29 protein-coding genes are annotated in these 25,523 nt (G+C 64.1%); 16 read left to right on the top strand and 13 right to left on the bottom strand.

Annotation, left to right across the window (positions count from 1 at the left end; all coding sequences use genetic code 11):
- Positions 1–33 precede the first annotated feature (33 nt).
- Both KBY74_RS00420 and KBY74_RS00415 read left to right on the top strand, forming a co-directional pair.
- A complete protein-coding gene (locus KBY74_RS00420; protein ID WP_254940993.1) occupies positions 34–876 on the top strand; it encodes a hypothetical protein in 843 nt (280 codons plus the stop codon).
- 43 nt (positions 877–919) lie between these two features.
- Positions 920–1,138 (top strand): ferredoxin-thioredoxin reductase variable chain, encoded by a 219-nt coding sequence (locus KBY74_RS00415; RefSeq protein ID WP_254940992.1) that lies wholly within the window; start codon positions 920–922, stop codon positions 1,136–1,138.
- Between the two features lie 18 nt (positions 1,139–1,156).
- Here KBY74_RS00415 and pyrR read toward each other — a convergent pair whose 3' ends face one another.
- Positions 1,157–1,693: a bifunctional pyr operon transcriptional regulator/uracil phosphoribosyltransferase PyrR gene (gene pyrR / locus KBY74_RS00410; protein ID WP_254941037.1), complete on the bottom strand. Its 537-nt coding sequence runs from the start codon at positions 1,691–1,693 to the stop codon at positions 1,157–1,159.
- A gap of 215 nt (positions 1,694–1,908) precedes the next feature.
- Between pyrR and gpmI the strand changes: the two genes are divergently transcribed.
- From gpmI to msrB, 3 genes are read left to right on the top strand one after another with little or no spacing between them, the layout of a single operon-like run.
- On the top strand, positions 1,909–3,492 hold the full coding sequence (gpmI, locus tag KBY74_RS00405) for a 2,3-bisphosphoglycerate-independent phosphoglycerate mutase (protein WP_254940991.1): 1,584 nt from the start codon (positions 1,909–1,911) through the stop codon (positions 3,490–3,492).
- 23 nt (positions 3,493–3,515) lie between these two features.
- The gene (gene secG / locus KBY74_RS00400; protein ID WP_254937435.1) at positions 3,516–3,746 is read left to right on the top strand and encodes a preprotein translocase subunit SecG; all 231 of its coding nucleotides are present in this window, start codon (positions 3,516–3,518) and stop codon (positions 3,744–3,746) included.
- A gap of 13 nt (positions 3,747–3,759) precedes the next feature.
- Positions 3,760–4,242: a peptide-methionine (R)-S-oxide reductase MsrB gene (gene msrB, locus KBY74_RS00395; RefSeq protein WP_254940990.1), complete on the top strand. Its 483-nt coding sequence runs from the start codon at positions 3,760–3,762 to the stop codon at positions 4,240–4,242.
- Here msrB and KBY74_RS00390 read toward each other — a convergent pair.
- The 3 genes from KBY74_RS00390 to groES form a co-directional block, all read right to left on the bottom strand.
- Positions 4,239–5,510 (bottom strand): ammonium transporter, encoded by a 1,272-nt coding sequence (locus KBY74_RS00390; RefSeq protein ID WP_254940989.1) that lies wholly within the window; start codon positions 5,508–5,510, stop codon positions 4,239–4,241. The two genes, msrB and KBY74_RS00390, sit on opposite strands and share 4 nt — an antisense overlap.
- 214 nt (positions 5,511–5,724) lie before the next feature.
- Positions 5,725–7,359, bottom strand: coding sequence for a chaperonin GroEL (groL, locus tag KBY74_RS00385; RefSeq protein WP_106502318.1), 1,635 nt, complete (start codon positions 7,357–7,359; stop codon positions 5,725–5,727).
- A gap of 51 nt (positions 7,360–7,410) precedes the next feature.
- Positions 7,411–7,722, bottom strand: a complete 312-nt coding sequence (gene groES, locus KBY74_RS00380; RefSeq protein WP_094561335.1) for a co-chaperone GroES — start codon at positions 7,720–7,722, stop codon at positions 7,411–7,413.
- Between the two features lie 266 nt (positions 7,723–7,988).
- Here groES and atpD point away from each other — a divergent pair, with 266 nt between their 5' ends.
- Both atpD and atpC read left to right on the top strand, forming a co-directional pair.
- Entirely contained in the window at positions 7,989–9,449 is a 1,461-nt protein-coding gene (atpD, locus tag KBY74_RS00375; RefSeq protein WP_254940988.1) for a F0F1 ATP synthase subunit beta, read from the top strand.
- A 29-nt stretch (positions 9,450–9,478) separates the two neighbouring features.
- Positions 9,479–9,886, top strand: a complete 408-nt coding sequence (atpC, locus tag KBY74_RS00370) for an ATP synthase F1 subunit epsilon (protein WP_254940987.1) — start codon at positions 9,479–9,481, stop codon at positions 9,884–9,886.
- A 208-nt stretch (positions 9,887–10,094) separates the two neighbouring features.
- Here the strand turns inward: atpC and KBY74_RS00365 are convergent, their stop codons facing one another.
- The gene (locus tag KBY74_RS00365) at positions 10,095–10,571 is read right to left on the bottom strand and encodes a 30S ribosomal protein PSRP-3 (RefSeq protein WP_396094819.1); all 477 of its coding nucleotides are present in this window, start codon (positions 10,569–10,571) and stop codon (positions 10,095–10,097) included.
- Between the two features lie 77 nt (positions 10,572–10,648).
- Here KBY74_RS00365 and KBY74_RS00360 point away from each other — a divergent pair, with 77 nt between their 5' ends.
- Genes KBY74_RS00360 through KBY74_RS00345 form a run of 4 tightly spaced genes read left to right on the top strand, consistent with a single transcriptional unit; the run spans position 10,649 to position 12,804 of the window.
- Positions 10,649–11,308, top strand: coding sequence for a transaldolase family protein (locus KBY74_RS00360; RefSeq protein ID WP_254940986.1), 660 nt, complete (start codon positions 10,649–10,651; stop codon positions 11,306–11,308).
- An 18-nt stretch (positions 11,309–11,326) separates the two neighbouring features.
- Positions 11,327–12,118 carry a TIGR01548 family HAD-type hydrolase gene (locus KBY74_RS00355; RefSeq protein ID WP_254940985.1) on the top strand — a complete coding sequence of 264 codons (792 nt, stop codon included), beginning with the start codon at positions 11,327–11,329 and terminating at the stop codon, positions 12,116–12,118.
- Between the two features lie 26 nt (positions 12,119–12,144).
- A complete protein-coding gene (locus KBY74_RS00350) occupies positions 12,145–12,390 on the top strand; it encodes a hypothetical protein (protein ID WP_254940984.1) in 246 nt (81 codons plus the stop codon).
- Positions 12,391–12,393: 3 nt separating this feature from the next.
- The gene (locus KBY74_RS00345) at positions 12,394–12,804 is read left to right on the top strand and encodes a type II toxin-antitoxin system VapC family toxin (protein WP_254940983.1); all 411 of its coding nucleotides are present in this window, start codon (positions 12,394–12,396) and stop codon (positions 12,802–12,804) included.
- A gap of 3 nt (positions 12,805–12,807) precedes the next feature.
- Here KBY74_RS00345 and KBY74_RS00340 read toward each other — a convergent pair whose 3' ends face one another.
- A complete protein-coding gene (locus KBY74_RS00340; RefSeq protein WP_254940982.1) occupies positions 12,808–14,127 on the bottom strand; it encodes an aminopeptidase P N-terminal domain-containing protein in 1,320 nt (439 codons plus the stop codon).
- A gap of 107 nt (positions 14,128–14,234) precedes the next feature.
- Between KBY74_RS00340 and KBY74_RS00335 the strand changes: the two genes are divergently transcribed.
- The 5 genes from KBY74_RS00335 to ald all read left to right on the top strand — a co-directional run bounded on the left by KBY74_RS00335 (position 14,235) and on the right by ald (position 20,142).
- Positions 14,235–15,251 (top strand): CNNM domain-containing protein, encoded by a 1,017-nt coding sequence (locus KBY74_RS00335; protein ID WP_254940981.1) that lies wholly within the window; start codon positions 14,235–14,237, stop codon positions 15,249–15,251.
- Positions 15,248–16,585, top strand: a complete 1,338-nt coding sequence (locus KBY74_RS00330; protein ID WP_254940980.1) for a DUF697 domain-containing protein — start codon at positions 15,248–15,250, stop codon at positions 16,583–16,585. The genes KBY74_RS00335 and KBY74_RS00330 overlap by 4 nt, the downstream gene beginning before the upstream one ends.
- Entirely contained in the window at positions 16,582–17,205 is a 624-nt protein-coding gene (locus KBY74_RS00325; RefSeq protein WP_254940979.1) for a nicotinate-nucleotide adenylyltransferase, read from the top strand. Before KBY74_RS00330 ends, KBY74_RS00325 begins: the two co-directional genes overlap by 4 nt.
- The gene (locus tag KBY74_RS00320; RefSeq protein WP_254940978.1) at positions 17,205–18,926 is read left to right on the top strand and encodes an NAD+ synthase; all 1,722 of its coding nucleotides are present in this window, start codon (positions 17,205–17,207) and stop codon (positions 18,924–18,926) included. Before KBY74_RS00325 ends, KBY74_RS00320 begins: the two co-directional genes overlap by 1 nt.
- A 103-nt stretch (positions 18,927–19,029) precedes the next feature.
- Positions 19,030–20,142 (top strand): alanine dehydrogenase, encoded by a 1,113-nt coding sequence (gene ald / locus KBY74_RS00315; RefSeq protein ID WP_254941036.1) that lies wholly within the window; start codon positions 19,030–19,032, stop codon positions 20,140–20,142.
- Between the two features lie 55 nt (positions 20,143–20,197).
- On the opposite strand, the gene KBY74_RS00310 is transcribed toward ald, so the two are convergent.
- The 7 genes from KBY74_RS00310 to atpA are packed head-to-tail and all read right to left on the bottom strand — an operon-like array spanning position 20,198 to position 25,436.
- Complete coding sequence (locus tag KBY74_RS00310; RefSeq protein WP_254940977.1) at positions 20,198–20,605, bottom strand: YchJ family protein; 408 nt, start codon at positions 20,603–20,605, stop codon at positions 20,198–20,200.
- Positions 20,606–20,608: 3 nt separating this feature from the next.
- Positions 20,609–21,664 (bottom strand): DUF3326 domain-containing protein, encoded by a 1,056-nt coding sequence (locus tag KBY74_RS00305; RefSeq protein WP_254940976.1) that lies wholly within the window; start codon positions 21,662–21,664, stop codon positions 20,609–20,611.
- Entirely contained in the window at positions 21,661–21,852 is a 192-nt protein-coding gene (locus KBY74_RS00300) for a hypothetical protein (protein ID WP_254940975.1), read from the bottom strand. The genes KBY74_RS00305 and KBY74_RS00300 overlap by 4 nt, the downstream gene beginning before the upstream one ends.
- Positions 21,849–22,211 carry a 2Fe-2S iron-sulfur cluster-binding protein gene (locus KBY74_RS00295; protein ID WP_261353992.1) on the bottom strand — a complete coding sequence of 121 codons (363 nt, stop codon included), beginning with the start codon at positions 22,209–22,211 and terminating at the stop codon, positions 21,849–21,851. Before KBY74_RS00295 ends, KBY74_RS00300 begins: the two co-directional genes overlap by 4 nt.
- Positions 22,212–22,242: 31 nt before the next feature.
- Positions 22,243–22,935, bottom strand: a complete 693-nt coding sequence (locus tag KBY74_RS00290) for a TIGR02466 family protein (RefSeq protein ID WP_254940973.1) — start codon at positions 22,933–22,935, stop codon at positions 22,243–22,245.
- 14 nt (positions 22,936–22,949) lie between these two features.
- Positions 22,950–23,903: a F0F1 ATP synthase subunit gamma gene (locus KBY74_RS00285; protein ID WP_254940972.1), complete on the bottom strand. Its 954-nt coding sequence runs from the start codon at positions 23,901–23,903 to the stop codon at positions 22,950–22,952.
- Between the two features lie 15 nt (positions 23,904–23,918).
- A complete protein-coding gene (gene atpA, locus KBY74_RS00280; RefSeq protein WP_254937417.1) occupies positions 23,919–25,436 on the bottom strand; it encodes a F0F1 ATP synthase subunit alpha in 1,518 nt (505 codons plus the stop codon).
- Between the last annotated feature and the right edge of the window lie 87 nt (positions 25,437–25,523).

The following is a 25,523-nucleotide window of genomic DNA, read 5'->3' as shown; positions in this document are numbered from 1 at the left end:
CATAAAACTAAGTTTCATATTTCCGTATTTGCCTTGGCCCTACGCCGCCACAGGCTGCCCCGTTTCTGGCTGGGTCTCACCCTGGGTCTTGTGGCCTGCGGCATTGGGGCGACCTACTGGTGGGAGCAGCAGCTGCCGCAACGGTTGGAGCAGGCGGCAAGGAGCGGCGACTTAGAAGCCTGCCTGCGCTACAGCGAACAGCTCGAAGCCCTGCGCTGGCTGGGGGGGCAGGCCCCTGCCGAACAAGGCAGCTGCCGGCGCCGCAAAGCGGCCCAGCTCTGGCAGCAGGAGCGCTGGGGCGAGGCTCTGCAGTTGCAATTGCAACTGGTGAACTCCTTTGCCGGCAGCGAAGCCGACCGCCAGCGGCTGCTGGTGTGGCAGCAAAACCTGCAGCAGCGCGCCATGACCCGCTTCCAGGAGGGCGACCTACCTGCAGCCCTGAAGATCCTGGCTGTGATGGGCGATGACCACCGGGCCGACGGCGACAGCCTGGGCGACAAACTCAGTGAAAACTGGACTCGCAACCGGCTGCAGCTGGAGCGGGCCAAGGGCCTCACAGAGCAAAAACGCTGGTGGGAGGCCCTCGAAGCCCTCACCCGCATCGACCATCCCTGGTGGAAAACCCAGAGCCGCGGCCTACAAGCCAAGGTGCAGAAGGGCATCGAAGGCTTGTCAGTGCAGGAGCGCGAACACGACGCCCATGGCCAGCTGCCCCACACCGTGCCCGCCGCCCAACTCGATGCCCAGGTGCGCCAACGGATCTCCCAGGGTATGGACGAGTGGTCTGCGTTCCAGGAGGCCTGTCGGGCCTTAGGTGGACAGGTTGTTGAGGCCGGGCCGGAGACGGCCTGTCAGCGCCGATCCAGCAAGCGGTGATTGGCGCGTGACAAGATTGGCCCCGCGATGAAGCTCTGGAGCCATGCAGGCAGGTGATCAGGTTCAGGTCTCCCAAAGCGTGGTCGTCTACCACCACCCCCAGCACCGCGGGATCGCCTTCGATCTCAAAGGGCAACAGGGTGAGGTGGTCACCGTGCTCAACGAGTGGAAGGGCCGGGTGATCAGCCCAACCTTGCCGGTGGTGGTTGCCTTCGGCAAATTTCGGGCCCATTTCCGCTCAGATGAGCTGGCTCCCGCCTGATCGCTTGCCTGACTCTCGCTAGAGCTCCGGCCGCAGCAGGAACACCCCCTCCTCGCCATCGATCTCCTGCAGGCACAGCTGGATTGATTCTTGGCGACTGGTGGGCACTAGCTTTCCACAGAAATCAGGCTGGATCGGCAGCTCCCGGTGACCGCGATCCACCATGGCCAGCAAGCTGACCCGCTTGGGCCGCCCCCAGGCTTGCAAGGCTTCAAGTGCCGCCCGCACAGTGCGCCCCGTAAAGATCACGTCATCCACCAACACCACCTGGCGCCCATCCAGAGCCACGGGCAAATCGGTGGGCTGGCCCAAACGGGTGCCGACTCGCTCCAGGTCATCTCGATGAAAGGTGGGATCGACACTGCCTTGGTCGATCGGATGGCCGGCTAAGACTGCCAAGCGGGAGGCCAAAACCTCAGCCAACGCCACTCCACGGGTGGGTATGCCAAGGAGCACCAAGGAGCGGCTGTCGGCGACTCCTTCCAACACCTGGGAGGCAAGCCGGTCAAGGGTGCGGCCCAAATCTAGGGCCGAGAGCAGTTCGAGCCGATGCATTAGGGAATCAGGCAAGTCGGCTAGGGCTGGTTGGCTGTGTGACCAAAGGCTGACCCCGAGGGAAGCAGTTGGGATCGCAGCACATTTGCACTGTAAGTTGGTTTTGGAAGGCGTTGGTTCAACGTCGCTAGGCGAGACGGGTGACGACTATTCCCTCCCAGCAGCAATCCACCCTGGTGCCAGGCCCAGCATCGGCCTCTAGGGCTTCATCCTCTGTGGCCCCGGTCGTACTCGCCATTTTGGATGGCTGGGGTTACAGCCACGAAGCCGATCACAACGCCATACGTGCTGCCAGCACCCCGGTGATGGATGCCCTCTGGCACGCCTACCCCCACACCCTGATTGAGGCCAGCGGCGCCGCTGTCGGCCTGCCAGATCATCAGATGGGCAATTCTGAGGTGGGCCATCTCACAATCGGCTCCGGTCGAATCATTCGCCAGGAGCTGGTGCGGATCAGCCAAGCTGTCAAGGACGGCAGCTTGGCCGCCAACCCTGCGCTCAATTCCTTAGCCGACCGCCTACTTCTCAAGGGCGGCTGCCTGCACCTGATCGGCCTGTGCTCCGATGGGGGCGTTCACAGTCACATCACCCACCTAGGGGGTTTGTTGCAATGGGCCGCGAGCCGCGGTCTCAAGGATGTCTGCATCCACGTGATCACCGATGGCCGGGACACGGACCCGAGCAGTGCCCCCCGATTCGTCACCCAGGTTCAAGAGCAGATCAGTCGGGCCGGCGTGGGGCGGATCGCCACTCTCTGCGGCCGCTACTGGGCCATGGATCGCGATAACCGCTGGGACCGCACCGAAAAGGCCTATCGACTCTTAACCGAACCAAGCGAGATATCCGAGCTCAGCCCGGTCAACGCCATCCACGCCTCCTACGCCCAAGAGATCGGCGACGAATTCCTCGAGCCGTTGCGATTGGCGGAGGGATTGATCAAGAGCGGAGACGCTCTGGTGTGTTTCAACTTCCGGCCCGACCGGGTGCGCCAGTTGATCCGCGCCCTGGTTTTGCCGGAATTTGACGACTTCTCGCGGCAGCGCCAAGCCCAACTGGATGTGGTCACCTTCACCCAATACGAAAGGGGCTTGCCCGTAGCGGTGGCTTTTCCGCCCGAATCTCTCGATGGCTTACTGGGCCAAGTGGTGTCGAACTCGGGGCTGCGCCAGTTCCGCACAGCTGAAACCGAAAAATATCCTCACGTCACCTATTTCATGAATGGGGGCATTGAGCAGGCTTTCCCTGGAGAAGATCGCCACCTAGTCCCCTCCCCCCGGGTGGCTACCTACGACCTATCCCCGGAAATGTCCGCCGGCGAGCTCACTGAAAGCTGTATTGCCGCAATCAAAAAGGGCATTTACTCGTTGGTGGTAATCAATTACGCCAATCCGGACATGGTGGGGCACACCGGCAAAATGAAAGCCACCACTGAAGCAATCACCACTGTCGACACCTGTGTAGGAAAGCTGATGGAGGCCACCAACCGCATGGGAGGCACGCTGCTGATCACCGCAGACCACGGCAATGCCGAAGTGATGGAGGGTCCAGATGGTCGCCCCTGGACGGCTCACACCACAAACCCCGTGCCCGTGATTTTGGTGGAGGGCGAGAAACGCAAGCTGCCCGGCCACGGCACCAACGTGTCGCTGCGTGACCATGGCGGCTTAGCCGACATCGCCCCGACCCTGCTCGAGATCTTGCACCTGCCCAAGCCCGCAACCATGAGCGGTGAATCACTGATCCTGGCAACTGGGACCGCAGCCGCATCCAGTCCCATCCCCCAGACCCTGGGCGTTTAATCTGCCTCTATTCAAAGAGGCCCATGATCACTTCAGTTTTGTCATGGGTGTGGATTGGCAGTGGCGTTCTGCTGATCATCAGCGTGCTACTACATAGCCCCAAGGGCGATGGCATGGGCGGGCTGGCCGCTAGCGGCGGTTCGATGTTCACCAGTGCCCGTAGCGCCGAAGCCACCCTCAACCGCATCAGCTGGACCTTGCTAGCAATTTTTCTTGGCCTGGCCGTTGTGCTCAGCGCCGGCTGGCTCGGTTAGGTCTGTGACGCCAATGCCGCGACGCAATCTGCTGGTAGCCCTGGGATCAAGCCTGGGTGCCTTCTTCACTGGCGTCTCCCGCGCCGAAGCAGCTTCCAAGGCCCAAGATCCCGCCTGGCAGCTCAGCGAAGCCAGCTGGAAGAAACGTCTCAACCCTGCCGCTTATAACGTGCTCCGCCAGGAAGGCACCGAAAGGCCCTTCTCCAGCCCCTTGAATAGCGAAAAACGCCCAGGCACTTTCGTTTGTGCTGGCTGCGCCCTGCCCCTCTTTAGCTCCAAGGCCAAATACGAGAGCGGCACCGGCTGGCCCAGCTTCTGGCAACCGCTGCCCAACGGGATCGCCACCAAGGTGGACTTCAAGTTGATCGTGCCCCGCACCGAATACCACTGCCGGCGCTGCGGCGGCCATCAGGGCCACGTGTTTGACGACGGCCCTAAGCCCAGTGGCAAGCGCTACTGCAACAACGGCGCAGCCCTCAATTTCATCACCGGTTAACCGGTGTATTCGCCGTTGTAGGCCTCTTCGCCGTGAGCATTGATATCGAGGCCCTGCTGTTCCTGAATGTCGTTAACACGCAGGGGCATCACCAGGCGAATCAGTAGAAGAATCACATACGTGCCTACTCCAACAAAAAGAATTGTGAATCCTGCGGCCTTGAGCTGAATCCAGAGCTGACCTGGCTGACCGACTAGCAGTCCATCTGCGCCAGCGGGATTGAGGCTTTTCAACGTGAACACGCCAGTTAGCAGAGTGCCGAGCAACCCGGCCACGCCATGCACCGGCAGCACATCGAGGCTGTCATCGAGCCGCCAGCGGTTCTTGAGTTGCATGGCATAGCTGCAAACCAGTGCTGCCGCAAAGCCGATCAAAACGGCCGCCAGAGGGCTCACATAGCCAGCCGCTGGGGTGATCGCCACTAGGCCGGCCACGGCGCCGGTAGCCACACCCACGGCAGTGGGCTTGCCGCGCTGCCATGTTTCCAGCAGCATCCAGCCCAGGGCAGCTGCAGCGGCAGCGGTATTGGTGGTGAGGCAGGCAAGGGAGGCCAAATTGCCGGCCACCAGGCCGCTACCACCATTGAAGCCAAACCAGCCGAACCAGAGCAGGCCCGCCCCAAACAGGATGAAGGGCACGTTGTGGGGTGGGGCGGCATAGCCCACGCCCCCACTGCGACGCCGGCCTACCACCAGGGCAGCAACGGCGGCGGCCACGCCCGAGGCCAGTTCCACCACCAGGCCACCGGCGAAGTCGATGGCACCGAGGCCGGAGCTGCCCAGGAACCCACCTGGGCCCCACACCATGTGGGCCAGGGGTAGGTAGATGAAGGTGCTCCAGAGCAGCAGAAACACCATCCAGGCGCGGAAATGCATCCGCTCCACCACCGCACCGGAAATCAGCGCCGGAGTGATGATCGCAAAGGTGACCTGGAACAGGGCAACGGCACCGTGACTGAGTTGCCCATCCCCATAGGGAGCCGACCAATTGCTGAGCCCCGCCCACTGCAACCCGCCGATGAAAGGAGCTAGGGGACCGCTGCCGGGAGAGAAGGCCAGGCTGTAGCCGAACAACACCCAGAGCACACTCACCAGGGCCATGGCGGTGAAGCTCATCACCATGGTGTTAAGCACGTTGCGGCTGCGAACAAAGCCCGCATAAAAGAGGGCCAGAGCTGGCGTCATCATCAGCACCAGGGCGGCACTCACCAACACAAAACCATTGTTGGCACTGCGAAGGGCCAGATCGGTTGCAAACAGAAGCGGCACAGCTGAGCCAAAACCAGGCGCCACCCTGAAGACCAACGGATCAGCAGCCAGTAGCAACCGCTACCAAAAGAGCCTTTAAAGGTGGCAACCGATACAGCCGGGATGGATGGGCCCGCTTGGCTGAACGGAAACGAACAAAAAAAGGGCAGAAGGAAAACCCTTCTGCCCTCGCTGACGATGACGGAGAGGGGCCTCGAAGGCACCCATCTCGCTGTCAATAGTCGAAGTCGCCGCCGCCCATGCCGCCACCGGCGGGAGCAGCATCTTTCTTGTCTGGCATATCAGCCACGATGCACTCGGTGGTCAGCACCATGCCGGCGATGGAGGCGGCATTTTGCAGACCGGAGCGGGTCACCTTGGCGGGGTCGACGATACCGGCAGCCAGCATGTCGACGTACTCGCCGGTGGCGGCGTTGTAGCCCTCGTTGAAGGGCTTGTTGCGCACGTTCTCAGCCACGACAGCGCCATTGACGCCAGCGTTTTGAGCGATGCGCATCAAGGGTGCGGTCAGCGCGGAGGCCACGATGTGGGCGCCGATCAGCTCCTCGCCAGAGAGGTTGGCCGCAGCCCACTCCTCGAGGGCGGGGGCCAGGTGGGCCAAGGTGGTGCCACCACCAGGAACGATGCCTTCTTCAACAGCCGCCTTGGTGGCGTTGATGGCGTCTTCCAGGCGCAGCTTCTTGTCCTTCATCTCGGTCTCGGTGGCGGCACCCACCTTGACCACGGCCACACCGCCGCTCAGCTTGGCAAGACGCTCCTGCAGCTTCTCCTTGTCATAGGAGGAGTCGGTTTCGTCCATCTGCTTGCGGATCTGCTCGCAGCGCGCCTTGACGGCCACTTCGTTGCCTTCGGCCACGATGGTGGTGGTGTCCTTGTTGATGGTGATGCGGCGGGCGGTGCCCAGCATCTCCAATTTGGCGTTCTCAAGCTTGAGACCGGCGTCCTCGGTGATCAGCTGACCGTTGGTGAGAACGGCGATGTCCTCGAGCATGGCCTTGCGGCGATCACCGAAACCAGGGGCCTTGACTGCCGCCACGTTGAGCACGCCGCGCAGGCGGTTCACAACGAGGGTGGCTAGGGCTTCCTTCTCGATGTCCTCGGCAATGATCAGCAGGGGCTTGCCTGTACGGGCGATCTGCTCAAGCACGGGCACCAGGTCCTGCACCAAACCGATCTTCTTATCGGTGAGCAGGATGTAGGGCTCTTCGAGCACCGCTTCCATGCGCTCGGTGTCGGTGGCGAAATAGGGCGAGATGTAGCCCTTGTCGAAGCGCATGCCTTCGGTGACCTCCAGCTCGGTGGTCATCGATTTCCCTTCTTCCAGGGAGATCACACCTTCCTTACCGACCTTGTCCATCGCATCGGCGATCATGCGACCTACCTCTTCGTCGTTGCCGGCGGAGATGGTGCCCACTTGGGCGATGGCGCTGGAGTCGGAGATGGGCTTGGCGTGCTCCTTGATCTTGCCTACGAGGAAATCGGAAGCCTTATCGATGCCCTTTTTGAGGGTGATCGCATTGGCGCCTGCAGCCACGTTGCGCAAGCCTGCCTTGACCATGGCATGGGCCAAAACAGTGGCGGTGGTGGTGCCGTCGCCGGCGGCATCGTTGGTTTTGGAGGCGGCCTGACGGATCAGGGCAACACCGGTGTTCTCGATGTGGTCTTCGAGCTCAATTTCCTTGGCGATGGTGACGCCGTCGTTGATGATCTGGGGAGCACCAAACTTTTTCTCCAGGACCACGTTGCGGCCCTTGGGTCCAAGGGTGACAGCAACGGCCTCAGCCAGAATGTCGATACCTCTTTCGAGAGCTCTGCGAGCGTTCTCGTTGTAAATAATGCGCTTAGCCATGGAAGGCGATGTCCTTATGGGGTTAGTTCGGATTCAGTAATCGGCCAGTCGTCAGTTGACGATGGCGAGGATGTCCTTCTCGGAAAGCAACACAAACTCGTCGCTGCCGAGCTTGATGTCGGTGCCGGCGTACTTGCTGTAGAGCACCTTGTCGCCAACGCTGACCTCAGGAGCCTGGCGGCTGCCGTCGTCGTTGCGCTTGCCTGGGCCGATCTGCACCACCTCGCCCACCTGGGGCTTTTCCTTAGCGGTGTCAGGCAGAAGGATGCCGCCGGCGGTTTTCTCCTCCGATTCGGACACCTTGATAAAAATGCGATCTCCGAGGGGCTTAACCGTGGAGACGCTGAGAGAAACAGCAGCCATGGATGGATTGCGGGAGCAATGACATGACGCCTGAGACGCCACAGAACAGTGAACTTGAGTGGGCCTGAGGGGCGATTTAGCACTCGAGCTCTACGAGTGCCAACTTATGCCCAATCAAGTTCCAGTGCCCAGGCCCAGACCGTGCGGGTGACCGAACCACCAGGGCGAACAGTTGCTGAACAGGGTTCACCGCCTGTCGCGGTGGTAAGGTTGCGCCGCTTCAGGCGGGCTGATTCCCCCTGCGCTTCCCCAAGATTTCCTTACCTATGGCAGCTGCTACCGCCACCGGCACCAAAGGCACCGTCCGGCAGGTGATTGGCCCGGTTTTAGACGTTGAATTCCCGGCCGGCAAGCTGCCCAAGATTTACAACGCGCTTCGGATTGAAGCCAAAAATTCGGCCGGCCAGCTAGTCGCCCTAACTGCTGAAGTCCAACAGTTGCTGGGCGATCACCGAGTCCGTGCTGTGGCCATGAGCACCACCGACGGCTTGGTCCGTGGCATGGAGGCAGTTGATACTGGCGCCCCAATTTGCGTACCCGTGGGCGAAGCCACCCTCGGTCGCATCTTCAACGTGCTCGGCGAGCCCGTGGATGAGCAGGGTCCAGTAACCACCAGCGTGACCGCTTCGATCCACCGCGCCGCCCCCAGCCTCACTGAGCTGGAGACCAAGCCCAAGGTTTTTGAGACCGGCATCAAGGTGATCGACCTGCTGGCTCCTTACCGCCAAGGGGGCAAGGTTGGCCTGTTCGGCGGTGCCGGCGTTGGCAAGACCGTGCTGATCCAAGAGCTAATCAACAACATCGCCAAGGAGCACGGCGGCGTTTCCGTGTTCGCTGGCGTTGGCGAGCGCACCCGCGAAGGCAACGACCTTTACGAGGAATTCAAGGAATCGGGTGTGATCAACCCCGACGACCTTTCCAAGTCGAAGGTGGCGCTCTGCTATGGCCAGATGAACGAGCCCCCTGGTGCCCGCATGCGCGTGGGTCTCTCGGCACTCACCATGGCTGAGCACTTCCGCGATACGAACAAGCAAGACGTCTTGCTGTTCGTCGACAACATCTTCCGTTTCGTGCAGGCCGGTTCAGAGGTATCGGCCCTGCTCGGCCGCATGCCTTCAGCTGTGGGCTATCAGCCCACCCTCGGCACCGACGTGGGCATGCTGCAAGAGCGCATCACCTCCACCCTGGAAGGCTCGATCACTTCGATCCAGGCCGTCTACGTACCTGCAGACGACCTGACCGACCCGGCACCTGCCACCACCTTTGCCCACCTAGACGCCACCACCGTGCTGAGCCGCGGCCTGGCTTCCAAGGGCATCTACCCGGCTGTGGATCCTCTGGATTCCACCAGCACCATGCTTCAGCCAGCGGTGGTAGGTGATGAGCACTACCGCACTGCACGCTCCGTGCAAAGCACCCTGCAGCGCTACAAAGAGCTCCAAGACATCATTGCGATTCTTGGTCTCGACGAACTCTCCGAGGACGACCGCCGCACGGTTGACCGGGCCCGCAAGATCGAGAAGTTTCTCTCCCAGCCATTCTTCGTGGCCGAGATCTTCACCGGTCAAAAGGGTGAGTACGTCAAGCTGGACGACACGATCAAGGGCTTCAACATGATTCTGGCCGGCGAGCTTGACGACCTACCTGAAGCTGCCTTCTACCTAGTGGGCAACATCGACCAGGTGAGGGCCAAGGCCGCCAAGATTCTTGCCGAAGCCAAGGGTTGATTCCTGCTTTTCCCTGAGGACCCCTACCCATGAGTCTCACCCTCCGCGTTCTGGCCCCTGATCAGAGCGTTTTTGATGGAACCGCCGAAGAGGTAATCCTGCCAAGCACTACTGGGCAGGTAGGTATCCTTCCTGGCCACGTCACCATGCTGGCAGCACTGGATACAGGCGTAATGCGTCTGCGCTCCGGCGGCGCTTGGTCAACGATCGCCCTAATGGGTGGTTTCGCTGAAGTGGAGGCCGACGAGGTCACCGTTTTGGTGAATGCCGCTGAGCTCGGCAGCTCAATTAATGCTGCATCCGCAGAGGCTGCCTTTGAGGCTGCCCAATCGGCAGCAGCTGCATTCGAGGGCAAGCCAGCTAGCCCAGACAAGGTCAAAGCCCAGCAAGCACTGGCTGCGTCTCGCGCCCGATTCCAAGCAAGCAAAGCCATCTAGATTTCCAAACATTCTAGATTTTCAAAGAATCTAAGTATTCAAAGATTTTGATTCCGGAAGTCAACCCGTACCCAGGGTTGACTTCCGGAATTTTTATGGTTATGTCGTTAATGAGCAAAAAAGATGCACAAAAAAGCACTCCTCGCGGAGCGCTGGTAGATATAAATTTTTATCCGGGCAAAAACTAAGCTTCAGAATTCAGCGACGATCAGGCGGTACCGCAGAAAGTGACATCAGGAAACTTGAGTTTGGCGTCGTCCAGGCTCTTGCCTTTTCCTTCTTCCTGCCAGTAGTTGATCACCTCGGTAGCCTTGTTGAGCACCTCAACGCGCTCGTTATCGGTGATCCAGCTCTTGCCTTCGAGCTCGGTCTTGAGGGTTTCCCAGGCATCTTCCCGGGGCCAGAAGAAGTAAGAAGTAAGAGGGCTCGGACCACCGCCAACAATCTGATCCACCGCTAGGGCGACGTTGTCAGGCAGCCACAGGATCTTGAGCAGGAAACGACCTTCGTCAGCCTTGGGGGTATAGCCAGAAGGAACGCCATCCTCATCAATGATGGCGGTCGCCAGAGCCGCACTGCCGCCACGCATCACCGGACGCCCCTGGGTGGTGGTGTCTTCGGCAGCCGCGGCCACTTCGGCCAATTCGGTTACTGCTGCGTCAGGAGCGCTCTCGAAGGCTGTCATGGGGTCAGTGCTCAAGGCAACAGAGCAAAGAACTAACCTACCAGCCGCCTGGCCGCCCTCGGCCCCCGCCTGCGGCTATGGCCCTGCGCCTGTTCCTCGATTCTGCAGATCCCAAAGCCTGGCAGCAGTGGCTGGCCAGCGGCCTATTTCACGGCGTAACCACCAACCCCACCCTGCTGCGCCGGGCCGCCCAGCCCTGCACCCTCGACAGCCTGGCAGCCCTCAGCCGCACGGCCCTGGCCCATGGCATCGCCGAACTCCACCTGCAGGCATGGGGCGCCACCACGGCAGACATGCTGCGCTGCGGCCAGAAACTAGCGGCCCTGGCCCCCGGCCGCATCGCCGTGAAGCTGCCGGTGACCAAGCAGGGAGCAGCGGTTGCCCGGGAGCTGGTTGGCGCCGGCGTTGCCGTCACCTTCACCGCCTGCTACGAGCCCCACCAGGTGCTGATCGCCGCGGCCCTGGGAGTCGAATACATCGCCCCCTACCTGGGCCGCATCCAGGATCAGGGGCGCAATGGGGTAGCTGAAGTGGTCACCATGCAGCGATGCCTTGCGGGGCTCGGCTCCAGCGTGCGGCTGCTGGTGGCCAGCTTGCGCCAGCCCAGCGAACTCAGCCACCTGGCCGCTGAAGGGCTGAACACCTTCACGATCAGCCCGGCACTGGCAGCTGAACTATTCGGCAGTGAGGCCACCGCTGCAGCCAGCGTCCAGTTTGAAAGCGATGCCCGTTCCTGAAAGCCAATCTTGATGCCCATGTTCGCCTCTTCGCCCCGGGCCGTAGTGCTGTTCGACATCGATGGCGTAATCCGCGATGTGAGCGCCAGCTACCGCCGGGCAATCGTCGAAACGGTGCACCACTTCCATGGCCAGCGTCCCGAGCCCGCCGCCATCGACCGCCTCAAAAGCGAAGGAAGCTGGAACAACGATTGGCAGGCCTCGATGGAGCTGCTGCGCCGCACCGGCCATAACCCGCTACCGGCGTTTGAGGAGCTGGTGGCGGTGTTCGAAGGCTTCTATTTCGGCGGCGATCCCGCCGGCGATCCGGGCCATTGGCGGGGCTTCATCCGCGACGAGCCTCTACAGGTGCAGCAAGCTTTTTTTGCCGCTCTGGAGGCTGCAGGTCTGGCCTACGGCTTCGTGAGTGGCTCCGAGCCCCCCTCCTGCCGCTACGTGCTGGAAACCCGCCTGGAGCTGGCCAATCCGCCCTTGATTGCCATGGGCGATGCGCCAGATAAGCCCGATCCCACCGGCCTGCTGCAGCTAGCCAGCCGGTTGGCCGGCGAGAGCCTGGGGGCTGGCGCAGCGCCGGTGATTTACCTGGGCGACACGGTGGCCGATGTGCTCACCGTGCAGCGCGCCCGCGCCCAGTGCCCCGGGCAGCGCTTCTTGAGCTTTGCGGTAGCGCCACCCCATCTGCACAGCCAGCCCGAAGCGCGAGCCGCCTACGAGGCGCGCCTGCGGGAGGCCGGCGCCGATGTGGTGATTCCCAGCACGGCGGCACTTTTGAGCAGCGTCAAGGGTCTGGATGCCATAGACCTGCACTAGCTTGCAATCAGCTAGTGATATCAGTGATGCCAGCCATCAGTGTTCGCGGCCTGGATGAGTCCCAGCTGGACCAATTGAAGGAGCAGGCCCGCCAGCAAGGCATCAGCCTGAATCGCCTCGTACTGCGTCGCTTAACAGGAGAGTCATCCGCACCGCACAACCAGCATCACGACCTGGACGACCTGGCTGGCACGTGGTCTGAGGAAGAGAGCAATGCCTTCAGCTCGGCCATCGCCCCCCTCGAACAGATCGACCAGGAACTCTGGGCCTGAGCCATGCGGCCCATTGCCCTGGATACCAATGCCTATGCCGGGTTTAAGAGGGGCCTCCTCCCCTGCATGGAGCTGGTCCAACGTGCCGACAGGCTGCTGATCAGCAGCACCGTGATTGGAGAACTTCTGGCAGGCTTCGCCTGCGGCACACGCGAAGCCCGCAACCGAGAGGAACTCAGCCAGTTTCTGGCCTCACCACGGGTCCAGCACTGCCCCTGCGGCTTGGCCACAGCGGACACCTATGCACTGATTTACCGAGACCTGCGCCGCAAGGGTCGGCCCATTCCCACCAATGACATCTGGATCGCCGCCAGTGCAGTTGAGATGGGATCGGTTCTGTTCAGCTTCGACGAGCATTTCCAGCAGATCGATGGGCTGCGGATCATCCAGAGCTGGGCTGATGCCCTGCCCTAAACCTCAGCGCTCAAGCGCCGCCGGAGACTTCAGGGCGGCGGCGGTGAGATTTTCATGGCCGTGGGCGGTTACCGCCACATCGTCTTCGATGCGAATGCCGATGCCCTTCCAGCGAGCTTCGATCTCCGGCTGGCCATCTGGCACCGGCAGCCGATCGCTCACGTAGAGGCCCGGCTCCACGGTGAGCACCATGCCCGGCTCCAGCTCCACGTGGTGCTCACCGAGGCGATAGGCCCCCACATCGTGTACATCAAGGCCAAGCCAGTGGCCGGTGCGGTGCATGTAGAGGTGGCGGTAGGCCCCCTGCTCGATCACCCCGTCAAGGGATCCTGCCAGCAGCCCTAGGTCCAGCAGGCCCGCCACCAGCACCCGCAGGGCGGTCTCGTGCACCCCTTCAGCGCTGAAGCCCGGGGCCACCGAATCCACCGCCGCCTCCTGGGCCGCCAGCACCAGCTCGTAGAGGGCGCGCTGCTCAGCACTGAAGCGACCGTTGATCGGAAAGCTGCGGGTGATATCGCCGTTGTAGTAGTCGGCCAAGGAGCAACCGGCATCGATCAACAGAAGATCGCCGTCGTTCAGCGGGGCGTTGTTGGCGATGTAGTGCAACACGCAGGCGTTATCGCCGCCGGCAACGATCGTGCCGTAGGCCGGGCCACGGGCACCCTGCTCCAGGAAGTGCTGCTCAATCACAGCCTGCACCTGCCGCTCATTGAGGCCAGGCCGCACCACCTGGCGGGCCAGCTCATGGGCCTCGGCCGAGATTCGCGCCGCCTCGCGCATGCGCTCCAGCTCCTCGGGGCCCTTGCGCAGCCGCAGCTCATGCAGGAGCGGACAGGGGGCCACCAGCCCCAGGGCGGCCCGGCCGCTGCGGGGGGCTCGGTCGAGCTGAGCGGCCCAAGCCGCCAGCACCAGCGGCTCCACCTTCGGGTGCTTGCCAACGCGAAAGGCGATGCCCTCAGCGCCCCTGAGGTAGTCGGGCAGGCGCTGCTCTAGCTCGCTGCGCGGGTGGGCCAGGTCAGCGCCAAACTCGGCCACGGCGCCTTCAGTACCCCAACGGAAACCATTCCAAACCTCGGCGCTGGCCTCGCGGGGCTGCACAAACAGCACGTAGCGCTCACCCTCGGGCCGGTGGGGCAAGAACAGGGCCACCGCCTCGGGTTCATCAAAACCAGTGAGATACCAGAAGTCGCTGTTTTGGCGGAAGGGCCACTCGCAGTCGGCGTGATGGGTCACCAGGGTTGCCGCCGGAATCACGGCAGCAGCTTCCCCGAGCTGAGCGAAGAAACGCTGACGCCGCTGGGCGAAGGTCGACGGATCGATCATGAAAAAGCGGCCAGCGGGCCCTGCAGAAGCCCAGTTTGGAGCAGGCAGCGGGACAGACGCTGGCGGAGCCGATTTAATAGGTAGATGGTGAGCGGCGAAATGGCGGAATGAACGACCTGCTCATCCTGGCGCTGCTGGTGGTGCTGGTGATCGCAGGTTCGGCCCTGTGCTCTGGAGTTGAGGCAGCTCTGCTCACCGTGAACCCGGTGCGGGTGCACGAACTTGCCTCCCGCAGCAAGCCCGTGCGCGGAGCGCGGCGCCTGGAGCAGCTGCGCCAGCGCCTGGGCCGCACCCTGTCGGTACTGGTGATCGCCAATAACGGCTTCAACATTTTTGGCAGCTTGATGCTGGGCGGCTACGCCGCCATCGTTTTCAAACGCCAGGGCATCGAGGGGGTCGCCCTGCCCCTGTTTTCCGTAGGGCTCACCGTGCTGGTGATCCTGCTGGGGGAAATCCTGCCCAAGGCCCTCGGCAGCCGCCTGGCCCTGCCGGTGGCCCTGGCCAGCGCCCCTGCCCTGGCGATCGTGGCCGGCCTGATGTTGCCCCTAGTGCTGCTACTGGAGCGGCTCCTGCCGGCGATCACCGCCGAAAACGAGATCAGTACCGACGAAGAAGAGATTCGTCTGCTGGCTCGGCTGGGCTCCCAGAAGGGCCAAATCGAGGCCGATGAGGCGGCCATGATCGCCAAGGTGTTCCAGCTAAACGATCTCACCGCCCGCGATCTGATGACACCACGGGTGGCGGCTCCCACCCTCGATGGGGCGACCAGCCTGGAGCAGTTGCGCGAAGATCTACTGGCGAACAACGCCGAATGGTGGGTGGTGCTCGGCGAAGAGGTGGATGAGGTGCTGGGCGTGGCCGGCCGGGAGCGACTTTTGGCAGCCCTGCTCCAAGGCGAAGGCAATCGCACTGCCGCCTCCCTAAGCGAGCCGGTCGATTACGTGCCGGAAATGATCCGGGCCGACCGGTTGCTCACGGGCTTCCGCCGCAACAGCAGCGGCGTTCGCGTCGTTGTTGACGAATTCGGCGGCTTCGTGGGCGTGATTGGCGCTGAAGCGGTGCTGGCGGTGCTGGCCGGCTGGTGGCGCCGTCCCCAACCGGCGGGCGAAGGGATGCGGCCATGAGGCCCGAACCGTGCGCCAAACCGTTCCCCGATCAGGCGCCCGCCATCCCGGAGCGCTGCCAATCCCTGCTCGACCAGTGGCGCCGCCAGCTCCAGCTCAGCGGCCGCGAGCAAAGCCAGCTGGCCGGCCAGCTGCTGGCCCTAGATCGCCAGCTAGGGCGCCTGCAGCAGCGCAGTCTGCGGGTGGCCGTGTTCGGCCGTGTGGGGGTGGGCAAGTCGAGCCTGCTCAACGCCTTGCTGGGGGAGGCGGCTTTCGCCACCGACGTGGCCCACGGCTGCACCCGACACCAGCAGGCCCAAGCGTGGGCGCAACCCATGGCGGGGCTAAACCGGGTGGAGCTGGTGGACACCCCTGGCATCGATGAGATCGCCGCCGCCGCCAGGGCCCGACTGGCGGCCCGAGTAGCCCTCGGCTCAGATCTGGTGCTGCTGGTGCTCGACGGCGACCTCACCAGCGTCGAGCACGACGCCCTGGCGCCACTGCTGGCCAGCGGCAAGCCGGTACTGCTGGTGCTAAACCGCTGCGACTGCTGGAGCGAGGCCGAGCAGGCCGAGCTGATCGCCAGCATCAAGCGGCGGCTGCCGGCAGCGGCCCGGCACCTGGAGCTGATCCCGGTGGCCGCCGCGCCACGCCAACCCCAGCTGCTGGCCGATGGCCGGGTGCGCAGCGTTGTTCAAGCTCCGCAGGTGGAGCCGCTGCGGCAGTCGCTGCAGCTGTTGCTGGAGCAGCACGGCTGCCTGTTGCTCGCCCTTAATGCCCTGGGCAGCGCGGAGCGCTTTCACCAGTCCCTGCAACGCTGGCGCCTGGGTACCAGCCGCCAGGCCGCCCAAAGCCTGATCGGCCGCTTCGCCGCCCTCAAGGCCACCGGCGTGGCCGCCAACCCCCTGGTGCTGCTGGATCTAGCCGGCGGCCTGGCCTGCGACACCGCCCTGGTGCTGCAGCTCTGCCAGCTCTACGGCCTGCAGATGCATGGCGCCGGCGCCCGCCAGCTGCTGCGGCGGCTCTCCGGCCACAACGCCCTGCTGGGCGGCGCCCAGATCGGCATCCAGCTAGCCCTGGGCGCCCTACGCCAACTGCTGCTGCTGGCGGCACCGCTCACCGGCGGACTCAGCCTCGCTCCAGCCGCCCCGGTAGCCCTGGCCCAGGCAGCCCTGGCCGTGCACACCACCAGGCTCACCGGCCGGCTCGCCGCCGCCGAACTACTGCGGAGCGCCCAGCGGGGCGGCCAACCCGGCGCCCTGCTGCGGCGCCTGGCTATCACCGATCCCCAGGTGCGCCTCTGGCTGGGCGAGCGAAGCGAGCCGGCCGCCAACCTGCAGGCCCTGCTGCCATGAGCAACGGGGTCGTCAAAGCCGCAGAGGGGCCGGTAGCCCTGTTTGGCACCAGCGCCGACCCGCCGACCCGCGGCCACCAGGCCCTGCTGGAGGGCTTGGTGCAGCTCTATCCCCAGGTCGCCACTTGGGCAAGCGACAACCCCCAAAAACTCCACGGCGCCCCCCTGGAACAACGATCCACCCTGCTGGGCGAGCTGGTGGCAGCCATCGGCGATCCAAGGCTGAGCCACCGGCAGGAGCTCAGCAGCCCCTGGGCAATCACCACCCTGGAGCAGGCAGCGGCCCAGTGGCCTGGTAGCGAGCTGGTGTTTGTGGTGGGCAGTGATCTGGCTGCCCAGATCCCCAGCTGGAAACAGGCCGAAGCCGTGCTGAAGGCCTGCGTGCTGGCAATCGCCCCCCGGGCCGGCTGGCCCCTGCAGCCCAAACAACTGGAGCAGCTCACCCAGCTGGGGGGCCGGGTGGTGATCCTGCCCCTGCAGGTTCCCGCCACCGCCAGCTCGGCGCTGCGCCAAACCCCCGACCCCGCCCAGCTACCTGCGGCCCTGTTGCCGCTACTGCTCAAGCACAATCTCTACGGATTGGGCGAACCGAACCTCAGCCAGCCCCTCAAACGCCCCTAATGCGCCTCGCCCTGGCCCAACTAAATCCGCTAGTTGGCGACCTGGCGGGCAACGGTGAGCTGATTCTGGCGGCCAGCCGTCAGGCCGCCGCCCAGGGGGCTGATCTGGTGCTCACCCCCGAGCTGTCCCTTTGGGGCTACCCACCGCGCGACCTGCTGCTGCGCCCCAGCCTGATCGCGAAGCAAGGCGCCGTGCTCAACCAGCTGGCCGCGTCCCTAGCCCAAGAGCTGCCCCAGCTGGCCGTGCTGGTGGGCATGGCCGAACCATCAGGCGCCGCGCCGTTGCCCAACCTGTTCAACGCTGTGGCCTTAGTGGAGGCCGGCAGCTGGCGCGTGGTGGCCCGTAAGCGGCTGCTACCCACCTACGACGTCTTCGACGAGCAGCGCTACTTCTGCGCCGCCACAGAGCCAAGTGTGCTGGAGCTTGAGCGGGGCGGCCGGACCTGGCGCCTAGGGCTAACGATCTGCGAAGACCTCTGGGTTGAGGAGGAGCTGCAGGGCCACCGCCTGGCTGGTGCCGATCCCGTCGCCGAGCTGCTCTCAAGCCGCATCGACCTGCTGCTCAACCTCTCGGCATCACCGTTTGGCCAGGCCAAAGTGGCCCTGCGTCAGAGCCTGGCCCGCCGGGCCGCCAGCCGGCTCGCTTGCCCGGTGGTCTACGTCAATCAGGTGGGCGGCAACGACGAGCTGGTATTCGACGGTGCCAGCTTCGTGGTGGATGCCAGCGGCGGAGTAGACGCCAGCAGCGCAGTGGTGAGCCAGCTGGCCAGTTGCAAGGAGCAGGTGAGCTGCTGGGAAGTCAACGACGCAGGGCCAGCGGCATCTTTGCCAGTGGCACCTTTGCCTACTGAAAACGAGCAGTTGTTTCGGGTCCTGGTGCTAGGCGTGGCCGACTACGCCCGCAAATGCGGCTTCAGCAGCGCCCTGCTGGGACTGAGCGGCGGTATCGATTCAGCCCTGGTGGCCGTGATCGCCGCCGCTGCCCTGGGGGGTGAGCGGGTGCAGGCACTGATGATGCCCTCCCCCTGGAGCTCGGATGGCTCCCTACGCGATGCCCAGGCCCTAGCTGGGCGCCTGGGCCTGGGCTGCCGCACCGCTGAGATCGCGGCGCTGATGGCCAGCTTCGACACCGCCCTAACACCGGTGCTGGCTGGCCCACCCAGCGGTCTGAGCGCCGAAAACCTGCAGTCGCGCATCCGCGGCACCCTGCTGATGGCTGTGGCCAACCAGCAGGGCCAGCTGCTGCTCTCCACCGGCAACAAAAGCGAGCTGGCCGTCGGTTATTGCACCCTCTACGGCGACATGAACGGCGGCCTGGCCGTGATCGGTGACCTCTACAAAACCAGCGTGTTCGAGCTCTGCGCCTGGCTCGATTCGACCGCCGCCGGCCCCTGCCGGCGTGAGCTGGGGCTGCCAGGCGACGGTGAGCTGGTGGGGCGGGCGATCCGCGATAAACCCCCCAGCGCCGAGCTGCGCCCCGACCAGCTCGATAGCGATTCCCTGCCCGACTACGCCGTGCTCGACCCGATCTTGAAGGCCTACATCGAGGAGTTGGCTAGTCCGGAGCAGCTGATCGCCAGCGGCACCCCAGCGGAGCTGGCCGAACGGGTGATGCAGCTGCTGCGCCGGGCCGAGTTCAAGCGGCGCCAGGCACCGCCCCTGCTCAAGATCGGCGACCGGGCCTTCGGCAGCGGCTGGCGCATGCCGATCGCCGCCCGCTAAATCCTGCATGGCGCCGATCGCCAGCCGCAGCCAATCTGGAACCACAAACAGCAGCACATCCATGGCACCCCCCAGCTCCAGCGGCGCCAGCCTGACGGCCCCGATGGCAAGCATCGGCGTGCCCGCAGAGATCAAGCGCGATGAACAGCGCGTGGCCCTCACCCCTGACGGGGTGGCCGATCTGGTGAACCAGGGCATGGAGGTCCGCATCCAGGCGGGAGCGGGGTTAGGGGCTGGCTTCAGCGATGCCGCCTTCGCCGCCGCCGGGGCCCGGCTGGTGAGCGCCGCAGAAGCCTGGGGCGCCCATTTGGTGGTGAAGGTCAAGGAGCCCCAGCCCGAGGAATTCGGCTTTCTGCGCTCCGATCTGGTGCTGTTCACCTACCTGCACCTGGCCGCCTACCCGGAGGTGGGCCGGGCCCTGCTGGAGGCTGGCACCACTGCCGTGGCCTACGAAACCGTGCAGCTCGAAGACGGCAGCCTGCCCCTGCTAGCGCCGATGAGCGAAATCGCCGGTCGGCTGGCAGCCCAGGTGGGGGCCCATCTGCTGGAGCGCCCCCACGGCGGTCGCGGCATCCTGATGGGGGGCTGCACCGGGGTGCGGCCGGCGCGGGTGGTGGTGCTGGGAGCAGGCAGTGTGGGCTGGAATGCGGCCCGGATCGCCGCCGCCATGGATGCGGAGGTATTCCTGCTGGATCGCTCACCCGAGCGACTGCGCAGCCTCGAGGCCCACCGCCGCGGTCGGCTGGTGAGCCTGGTGAGCAACAGCAGCCTGATCGAGCGCCTAGTGCCGGGTGCCGATCTACTGATTGGTGCCGTGCTCACCGCCGGTGGCCGGGCCCCCACCCTGGTGGAGGAGGCGCTGGTTCAGCAAATGCAACCCGGCTCCGTGGTGGTGGATGTGGCGATCGACCAGGGGGGCTGCATTGCCACCAGCCGCGAAACCAGCCACACCGATCCGGTGCACACGCTCCACGGCGTGCAGCACTATGCCGTCGGCAACATGCCAGGGGCTGTGCCCTTCACCTCCACCGAAGCGCTGGTGAGTGTCACCCTGCCCTACATCCTCGTAATGGCGGGGCGGGGCCTAGTCGAAGCCGTCACCGACCGGCCCGAACTACTCTCCGGCCTCAACACGGTGCATGGGGCGGTGTGCCATCCCGGCGTTGCCCGGGCCCTGGATGTGACGCCCCGCCACCCGATGGCCTGTCTGCGCTGACACGGCTTGCACTGAACCGGCTCGCACTGACCCGGCTTGCGCCGATGAACCAGGGTCAGGCCAGTTCCAGCGCCTCCAGGTAGAGCCAGCCGCCGTCGAGGCTGTGGCCCTCGCGGCCGAACAGCGAGCATTCCCGCATCACACCCCGCTGGCCGGCAGCGAAGTAGTGGGCCTCAAAGGTCACCGTGCCGCTGAGGTCGTGCGGGGCTCCGGCCGTCACGGCGAGGATCTGTAGCCGCTGCCAATGGAGCTGACCAAGGCTGGCCAGCAGCTCCCGACGCCGGCGCGCCAGGGGCACCGGGGAGGGCTGGGTCTGCAGCAGGTACTCCACCTCCCCCAGGGCATAGGCGCTGTAGCGCGAGCGCATCAGCTGCTCGGCCGTGGCCGCCTGGCGTTCGCCGCGGTGCAGCGGCGCGCAGCAGCTGCCATAGCGATCTCCACCACAGGGGCAAGGGTCCTGCATGGCTCAGGCTGACCCAGCCAGCGGGCGGTTCAGAGCCGCCGGATCGATCCCCTCGCGCAGGGCCACCAGCAACCCGGCGGCTTCGGCGTAGGAGCTGGCCGGGATCGCCGCCAGCCCCAGCGCCTCGGCGGTCACCTCCAGCAGGCAGGGATTGGCGACGCTGATCAGGGGGATGCCCCGCTCGGCACAGGCCAGCACCGCCGCTCCGCCCAGGGCACCGGCGGGGGCCACCACCGCACCCAGCTGCGCGACGTGCAGCAGCGGAGCCGTTCCGCGCGTTGCTGAGTCCACCAGGGGCACCAGATCCGGCGCCCGGCTCAATCCCACCAACACGCAAGGCAGAAAGGTGTGGCCCAGCTCTTCAGCCGCGGCGCGGGGATCTAGCGCGGGATCGAGAGGCAGGGGCAGCAGCGCCGGGGCATGGGCACAGGGAATCCCCAGATGGCGCACCAGCAGGTGGCTGATCACCGCTTCGGCGCCCGCCAGGGCATCGACGCCCGATCCAGCCCGGTAGGCCGCTAGGGCTTCGCTTTCGGGATCCTCAGGGAAGCGGGCCACCACGGCGATGGCGGTGGCGCCGGCCGCCACCAGCTGCTCGCCGGCGCGCAGCAGGACATCGGGGCGGGCGATCGTGCCCCAGCTGCTGCCGCTGGCCCCCTTCTGCAGACTCACCCCTAGGGGCAGCTCACTGGTCAGCACCGGCCCGATCGGGAGGCCGAGGCTGGCCCGGCAGGCGTCGATCACCTGGCGGTGGCGTAGGACCAGCTCCGGCTCGATGCCGGCATCGAGCAAAACGCCCACCCGCTGCGACGCCCGCGGCGCCAGGGCCATCTCGCCGGCTGCGAAGCGATCGAGGGCCCAGCCCTCCACGTAATGGATGCGGCGGTCGCTCCAGTAGAGGGAGGCCGCGTTCATCACGTTGGGATGGGTGATCAGGCAGCCACTAGCGGCCGCCAGCAGGCGGGCGGCGGGCAGGCCATCGCCCGCATAACCACCGAGCTCACATCCAATCCCGGTGGGAATCACCAGCAAGGTGGGCAGGGGCCGGCTCGCCGTCATGCCAGCACCACCGCTTCAAGCGTCAGCAATGGGCACGATCCAGCCAGACCAGGCTCCACCGCGGTGATCGCCCAGCGCAGCGGTTGGCCGTGCGGGGCCAACGCGGCCTCGATCTGGGCCAACAACGGCCCTGGAGCACGGCGTAACTGCAGAGTTATGGGCTGCAGGCGCACCGCCGCAGCACTCATTTCTGGTATTTACCGAACTGGGCTTCGTAGAGGGCGTCCTCCATCCCCGCTTGGAGCTTGAGATCAGCCAGGGGGAAGGAAACGCAGAGCAGGGCATAGCCCTTTAGTTGCAGGTCCGCCTTGACCCCCATGGCATCGGGCTGGTGCACGCTGCCCTCACTGATCAGAGCCGCGCAAGTGGTGCAGACCCCCGAACAGCATGAACTGGGCAAGGGGACCCCAGCGGCCTCGGCTGCAGACAGCACGGTTTGGTCGCTGCGGCAGGAAAAAGTGTGTTGGGTGCCTTGAAACTCGGCGGTGATTGTGAAGGTCTGGGTTTCGGTCACAGGAGGGTGCCGGAGTGGGCAGCTAGAGGCCATTGTTCCAGCCCACCCGCAACAGCCGCGGCGATCAAAGCTCCTGCCACTGGCTGGGGTGGGGCGCCAGATATTCCGGTGGCGAGGACCCATCCCTAGCCACGGGTGCTGTTAGGGCGAAATCAATGCTGAGGGAGCACCGCAAATCATCCGGATCCTCGTTGGGAAGCACGGCGTGATCCAGACAACTGGGAAACAGCAGCAGCAGGCCTGCCTGGGGAGCCACATCCAGCCAAGGTGCGCTCCAAGGCGATGCAGCCAACGGACCTTCATGGCCAACTGCCATCCCAGGCACCAGCTCATTCACCTGCCGCTGCGGCCAAAGGCGCAGACAGCCGCTGCGACCGCTGCCATCACCATTGAGGTAATAAATGGCGCTGAGGTGAGCGTTGGGGTGGTGGTGGCGGCCTACCACCTGCCCCTCCTCGCTGAGCACGGGCCAGCAGCGCTGCAGGTGCAAGGCCACTCGGCTGAGATCGAAACCCAATTGCTGCAGAAAAGCTTCTGCATGGCCTGTCAAGCCAGCAATCAGTGGCGCAAAGGCCGGCTGACGCTGCAACTGCCAGACACCATTAAGGTCACCGGTCCAGGCACAACCAGGGTCGGGGTTGGAGCTGGCTTGGCCCCGCAGCTCGTGCAGGGCCTGAAGTTGCAGTGCCGTATCCAGGGGATCAGGCGATAGCTGCACCCTGCCAAGAGCCACCGGAAACAGAGGCTCGATCTGCAAACCAGCCCCCAGACTCAGGACATACCGGCAGAACCGCCAACCACTTCCAGAATTTCCTGGGTAATGGCGGCCTGGCGGGCCTTGTTGTAGTCGAGCGTGAGGCTCTTAGCGAGAGCCTTGGCGTTATCGCTGGCGTTGTTCATTGCCGTCATCCGACTGGCCAACTCCGAAGCTGCTGACTCCTGCAGAGAACGCAGAAGCTGGTTTTCCAGGTAAAGGGGCAGCAGGGCATTGAGCAGCTGATCTGGGCTCTGATCAAACACGATGTCGGAGGGCAGCTTGGGCTGCAAGTTGGAAGTCGTACCCGCTTCAACTCCCAGCCGTCCGTCCCGGGTAGTGAGGCGGAAGATCTCGTCTTCAGGGATAGCAATGCCCTGGGGATCAAGGGGCAGCAGGGTCTGAATCACGGGCTTGGAGCTCACCAGGTTGATGAACTTGGTGAAGATGATCTCGACACGATCGGTGCTGCCGGAGAGAAATTCTGCAAGCACTTCGTTGGCGATACCCATCGCTTCACTGGCCTTGGGCACCTGGTCAAGACCGGTAAAGGTGGCGCGAATCGTGTACTGATTAGCGCGATTCTGGAAGTAGGTGATCGCCTTACGACCGATCAATACCAGATCCACCTTGTAGCCCTGGCCAACCAATTCAGCGGTGCGCAGTTCGGTGCGCTTGATGATGTTGGCGTTGTAGCCACCGCACAATCCCCGATCACCGGTAATGGCAAGCAGAGTGATGGTGCCAACCTCGCGCTGCTCGAGCAGGGGAGCGTCGGCATCTTCAAAGCGCATGCGTGACTGAAGATTTTCCAGCACGCGGGCGAGCCGGTCAGCAAAAGGACGGCTGCGCAGCACCTGCTCCTGGGCGCGGCGCACCTTGGCGGCTGCCACCAGGCGCATGGCCTCAGTGATCTTGCGAGTGTTCTTGACCGAACCAATCCGGTCGCGGATATCTTTGAGGTTTGCCATTAGTTATGCCCCTCCTCAAACGGAGGCGAGCATGGTCGACTTCACCTCGTTGATGGCATCCTTGAGCATGGCTTCAGCTTCGTCGCTGAGCTGCTTCTCGGTCTGCACCTTGGAGATGAACTCGGCCTTGTTGCTCTTGAGGTATTCGCGCAGCTCGCGGCAGAACTGCACCACAGACTCGACAGGAACCTCGTCGATCAGGCCCTTGACACCGGCGTAAACAACAGCAACTTGCTCCGCCAGAATTAGGGGGCTGAACTGGGGCTGCTTGAGAATCTCGCGCAGGCGCTTACCCCTGCCGAGCTGCTGCTGGGTTGCAGCATCGAGGTCGGAGGCGAACTGGGAGAAGGCAGCCAGTTCATCGAACTGGGCCAGCTCGAGCTTCAAGGTGCCGGCAATCTTCTTGATCGCCTTGGTCTGGGCGGCACCGCCCACCCGACTCACGGAAATACCAACGTTGATGGCGGGGCGTAGACCGGAGTTGAACAAGTCGGAGCTCAGGAACACCTGGCCATCGGTGATCGAGATCACGTTGGTAGGAATGTAAGCGGATACGTCACCGGCCTGAGTTTCGATAATCGGCAGCGCGGTCATCGAGCCCTTGCCCATGGCATCGCTGAGTTTGGCGGCACGCTCAAGCAAACGGCTGTGGCAATAGAAGACGTCGCCGGGATAGGCCTCACGACCGGGGGGGCGACGCAGCAGCAGGGACATCTGGCGGTAGGCCTGGGCCTGCTTGGTGAGGTCGTCGTAAATCACCAAGGTGGCCTTGCCCTTGTACATGAAAGATTCGGCAAGCGCCGCGCCGGTGTAGGGAGCCAGGTATTGAAGAGCTGCAGCCTCGGAAGCACTCGCAGCAACCACGATGGTGTAATCGAGGGCTCCCTTCTCCCGCAGCACTTCAACCACGTTGGCTACGGATGCGGCCTTCTGACCAATGGCCACATAAACGCAGACGACGTCTTCGCCCTTCTGGTTAATGATCGTGTCGATGGCAATAGCGGTTTTGCCCGTCTGACGGTCGCCAATAATCAGCTCGCGCTGGCCCCGACCGATCGGAATCATGGCGTCGATAGCGGTGATGCCCGTTTGCATGGGCTCGTGCACCGACTTGCGCTGGATGATCCCAGGCGCCATCGATTCGATCAGGCGGGTTTCGGTAGTGGCGATGTCACCCTTACCGTCAATGGGCTGGCCCAGCGAATTAACAACCCGGCCAAGCATGGCGTCGCCAACGGGCACGGCGGCGATCTTGCCGGTTGCCTTGACGGTGCTGCCCTCCTGGATGCCGCGACCTTCGCCCATCAACACCACGCCGACGTTGTCGTCTTCGAGATTGAGGGCGATGCCTTCGGTGCCGTCCTCGAACTGCACCAGTTCACCGGCCATCACCTGCTGCAGGCCATACACGCGGGCGATGCCATCGCCGATCTGCAGAACGGTGCCAACGTTGCTAACCGAAACCGACTTGTCGTAGTCCTCAATCTGCTGCTTGAGGATGGCGCTGATCTCGTCGGGGCGGATGGAAACCATGGGAGGAAGTCCCCACAGGGGGGCTGATGGAGGGGAAGACGGGGAAGCGGGGAGAGGGCTACCGGAGCAAGAAGGTTCCGGAAGTTT

Origin of the sequence: Cyanobium sp. A1C-AMD, from assembly GCF_024346495.1 — a bacterium.
In the GTDB taxonomy this organism is placed as follows: Bacteria; Cyanobacteriota; Cyanobacteriia; order PCC-6307; family Cyanobiaceae; genus Cyanobium_A; species Cyanobium_A usitatum.
Note: the sequence above shows the minus strand (reverse complement) of the source record. Positions and strands in the feature narration are given on the sequence as shown.

Excerpts from the sequence above, each read along its gene's own strand:
- groES (WP_094561335.1), bottom strand. The coding sequence starts at position 7,722 with ATGGCTGCTGTTTCTCTCAGCGTCTCCACGGTTAAGCCCCTCGGAGAT.
- KBY74_RS00350 (WP_254940984.1), top strand. The coding sequence starts at position 12,145 with ATGCCAGCCATCAGTGTTCGCGGCCTGGATGAGTCCCAGCTGGACCAA.
- KBY74_RS00310 (WP_254940977.1), bottom strand. The coding sequence starts at position 20,605 with ATGCAGGACCCTTGCCCCTGTGGTGGAGATCGCTATGGCAGCTGCTGC.
- atpA (WP_254937417.1), bottom strand. The coding sequence starts at position 25,436 with ATGGTTTCCATCCGCCCCGACGAGATCAGCGCCATCCTCAAGCAGCAG.
- KBY74_RS00365 (WP_396094819.1), bottom strand. The coding sequence starts at position 10,571 with ATGACAGCCTTCGAGAGCGCTCCTGACGCAGCAGTAACCGAATTGGCC.
- ald (WP_254941036.1), top strand. The coding sequence starts at position 19,030 with ATGGCAAGCATCGGCGTGCCCGCAGAGATCAAGCGCGATGAACAGCGC.
- KBY74_RS00360 (WP_254940986.1), top strand. The coding sequence starts at position 10,649 with ATGGCCCTGCGCCTGTTCCTCGATTCTGCAGATCCCAAAGCCTGGCAG.
- KBY74_RS00330 (WP_254940980.1), top strand. The coding sequence starts at position 15,248 with ATGAGGCCCGAACCGTGCGCCAAACCGTTCCCCGATCAGGCGCCCGCC.
- atpD (WP_254940988.1), top strand. The coding sequence starts at position 7,989 with ATGGCAGCTGCTACCGCCACCGGCACCAAAGGCACCGTCCGGCAGGTG.
- KBY74_RS00340 (WP_254940982.1), bottom strand. The coding sequence starts at position 14,127 with ATGATCGATCCGTCGACCTTCGCCCAGCGGCGTCAGCGTTTCTTCGCT.
- groL (WP_106502318.1), bottom strand. The coding sequence starts at position 7,359 with ATGGCTAAGCGCATTATTTACAACGAGAACGCTCGCAGAGCTCTCGAA.
- KBY74_RS00325 (WP_254940979.1), top strand. The coding sequence starts at position 16,582 with ATGAGCAACGGGGTCGTCAAAGCCGCAGAGGGGCCGGTAGCCCTGTTT.
- KBY74_RS00295 (WP_261353992.1), bottom strand. The coding sequence starts at position 22,211 with ATGGCCTCTAGCTGCCCACTCCGGCACCCTCCTGTGACCGAAACCCAG.
- atpC (WP_254940987.1), top strand. The coding sequence starts at position 9,479 with ATGAGTCTCACCCTCCGCGTTCTGGCCCCTGATCAGAGCGTTTTTGAT.
- KBY74_RS00335 (WP_254940981.1), top strand. The coding sequence starts at position 14,235 with ATGAACGACCTGCTCATCCTGGCGCTGCTGGTGGTGCTGGTGATCGCA.
- KBY74_RS00300 (WP_254940975.1), bottom strand. The coding sequence starts at position 21,852 with ATGAGTGCTGCGGCGGTGCGCCTGCAGCCCATAACTCTGCAGTTACGC.
- secG (WP_254937435.1), top strand. The coding sequence starts at position 3,516 with ATGATCACTTCAGTTTTGTCATGGGTGTGGATTGGCAGTGGCGTTCTG.
- KBY74_RS00345 (WP_254940983.1), top strand. The coding sequence starts at position 12,394 with ATGCGGCCCATTGCCCTGGATACCAATGCCTATGCCGGGTTTAAGAGG.
- KBY74_RS00355 (WP_254940985.1), top strand. The coding sequence starts at position 11,327 with ATGTTCGCCTCTTCGCCCCGGGCCGTAGTGCTGTTCGACATCGATGGC.
- KBY74_RS00305 (WP_254940976.1), bottom strand. The coding sequence starts at position 21,664 with ATGACGGCGAGCCGGCCCCTGCCCACCTTGCTGGTGATTCCCACCGGG.
- KBY74_RS00415 (WP_254940992.1), top strand. The coding sequence starts at position 920 with ATGCAGGCAGGTGATCAGGTTCAGGTCTCCCAAAGCGTGGTCGTCTAC.
- pyrR (WP_254941037.1), bottom strand. The coding sequence starts at position 1,693 with ATGCATCGGCTCGAACTGCTCTCGGCCCTAGATTTGGGCCGCACCCTT.
- KBY74_RS00320 (WP_254940978.1), top strand. The coding sequence starts at position 17,205 with ATGCGCCTCGCCCTGGCCCAACTAAATCCGCTAGTTGGCGACCTGGCG.
- msrB (WP_254940990.1), top strand. The coding sequence starts at position 3,760 with ATGCCGCGACGCAATCTGCTGGTAGCCCTGGGATCAAGCCTGGGTGCC.
- KBY74_RS00285 (WP_254940972.1), bottom strand. The coding sequence starts at position 23,903 with ATGGCAAACCTCAAAGATATCCGCGACCGGATTGGTTCGGTCAAGAAC.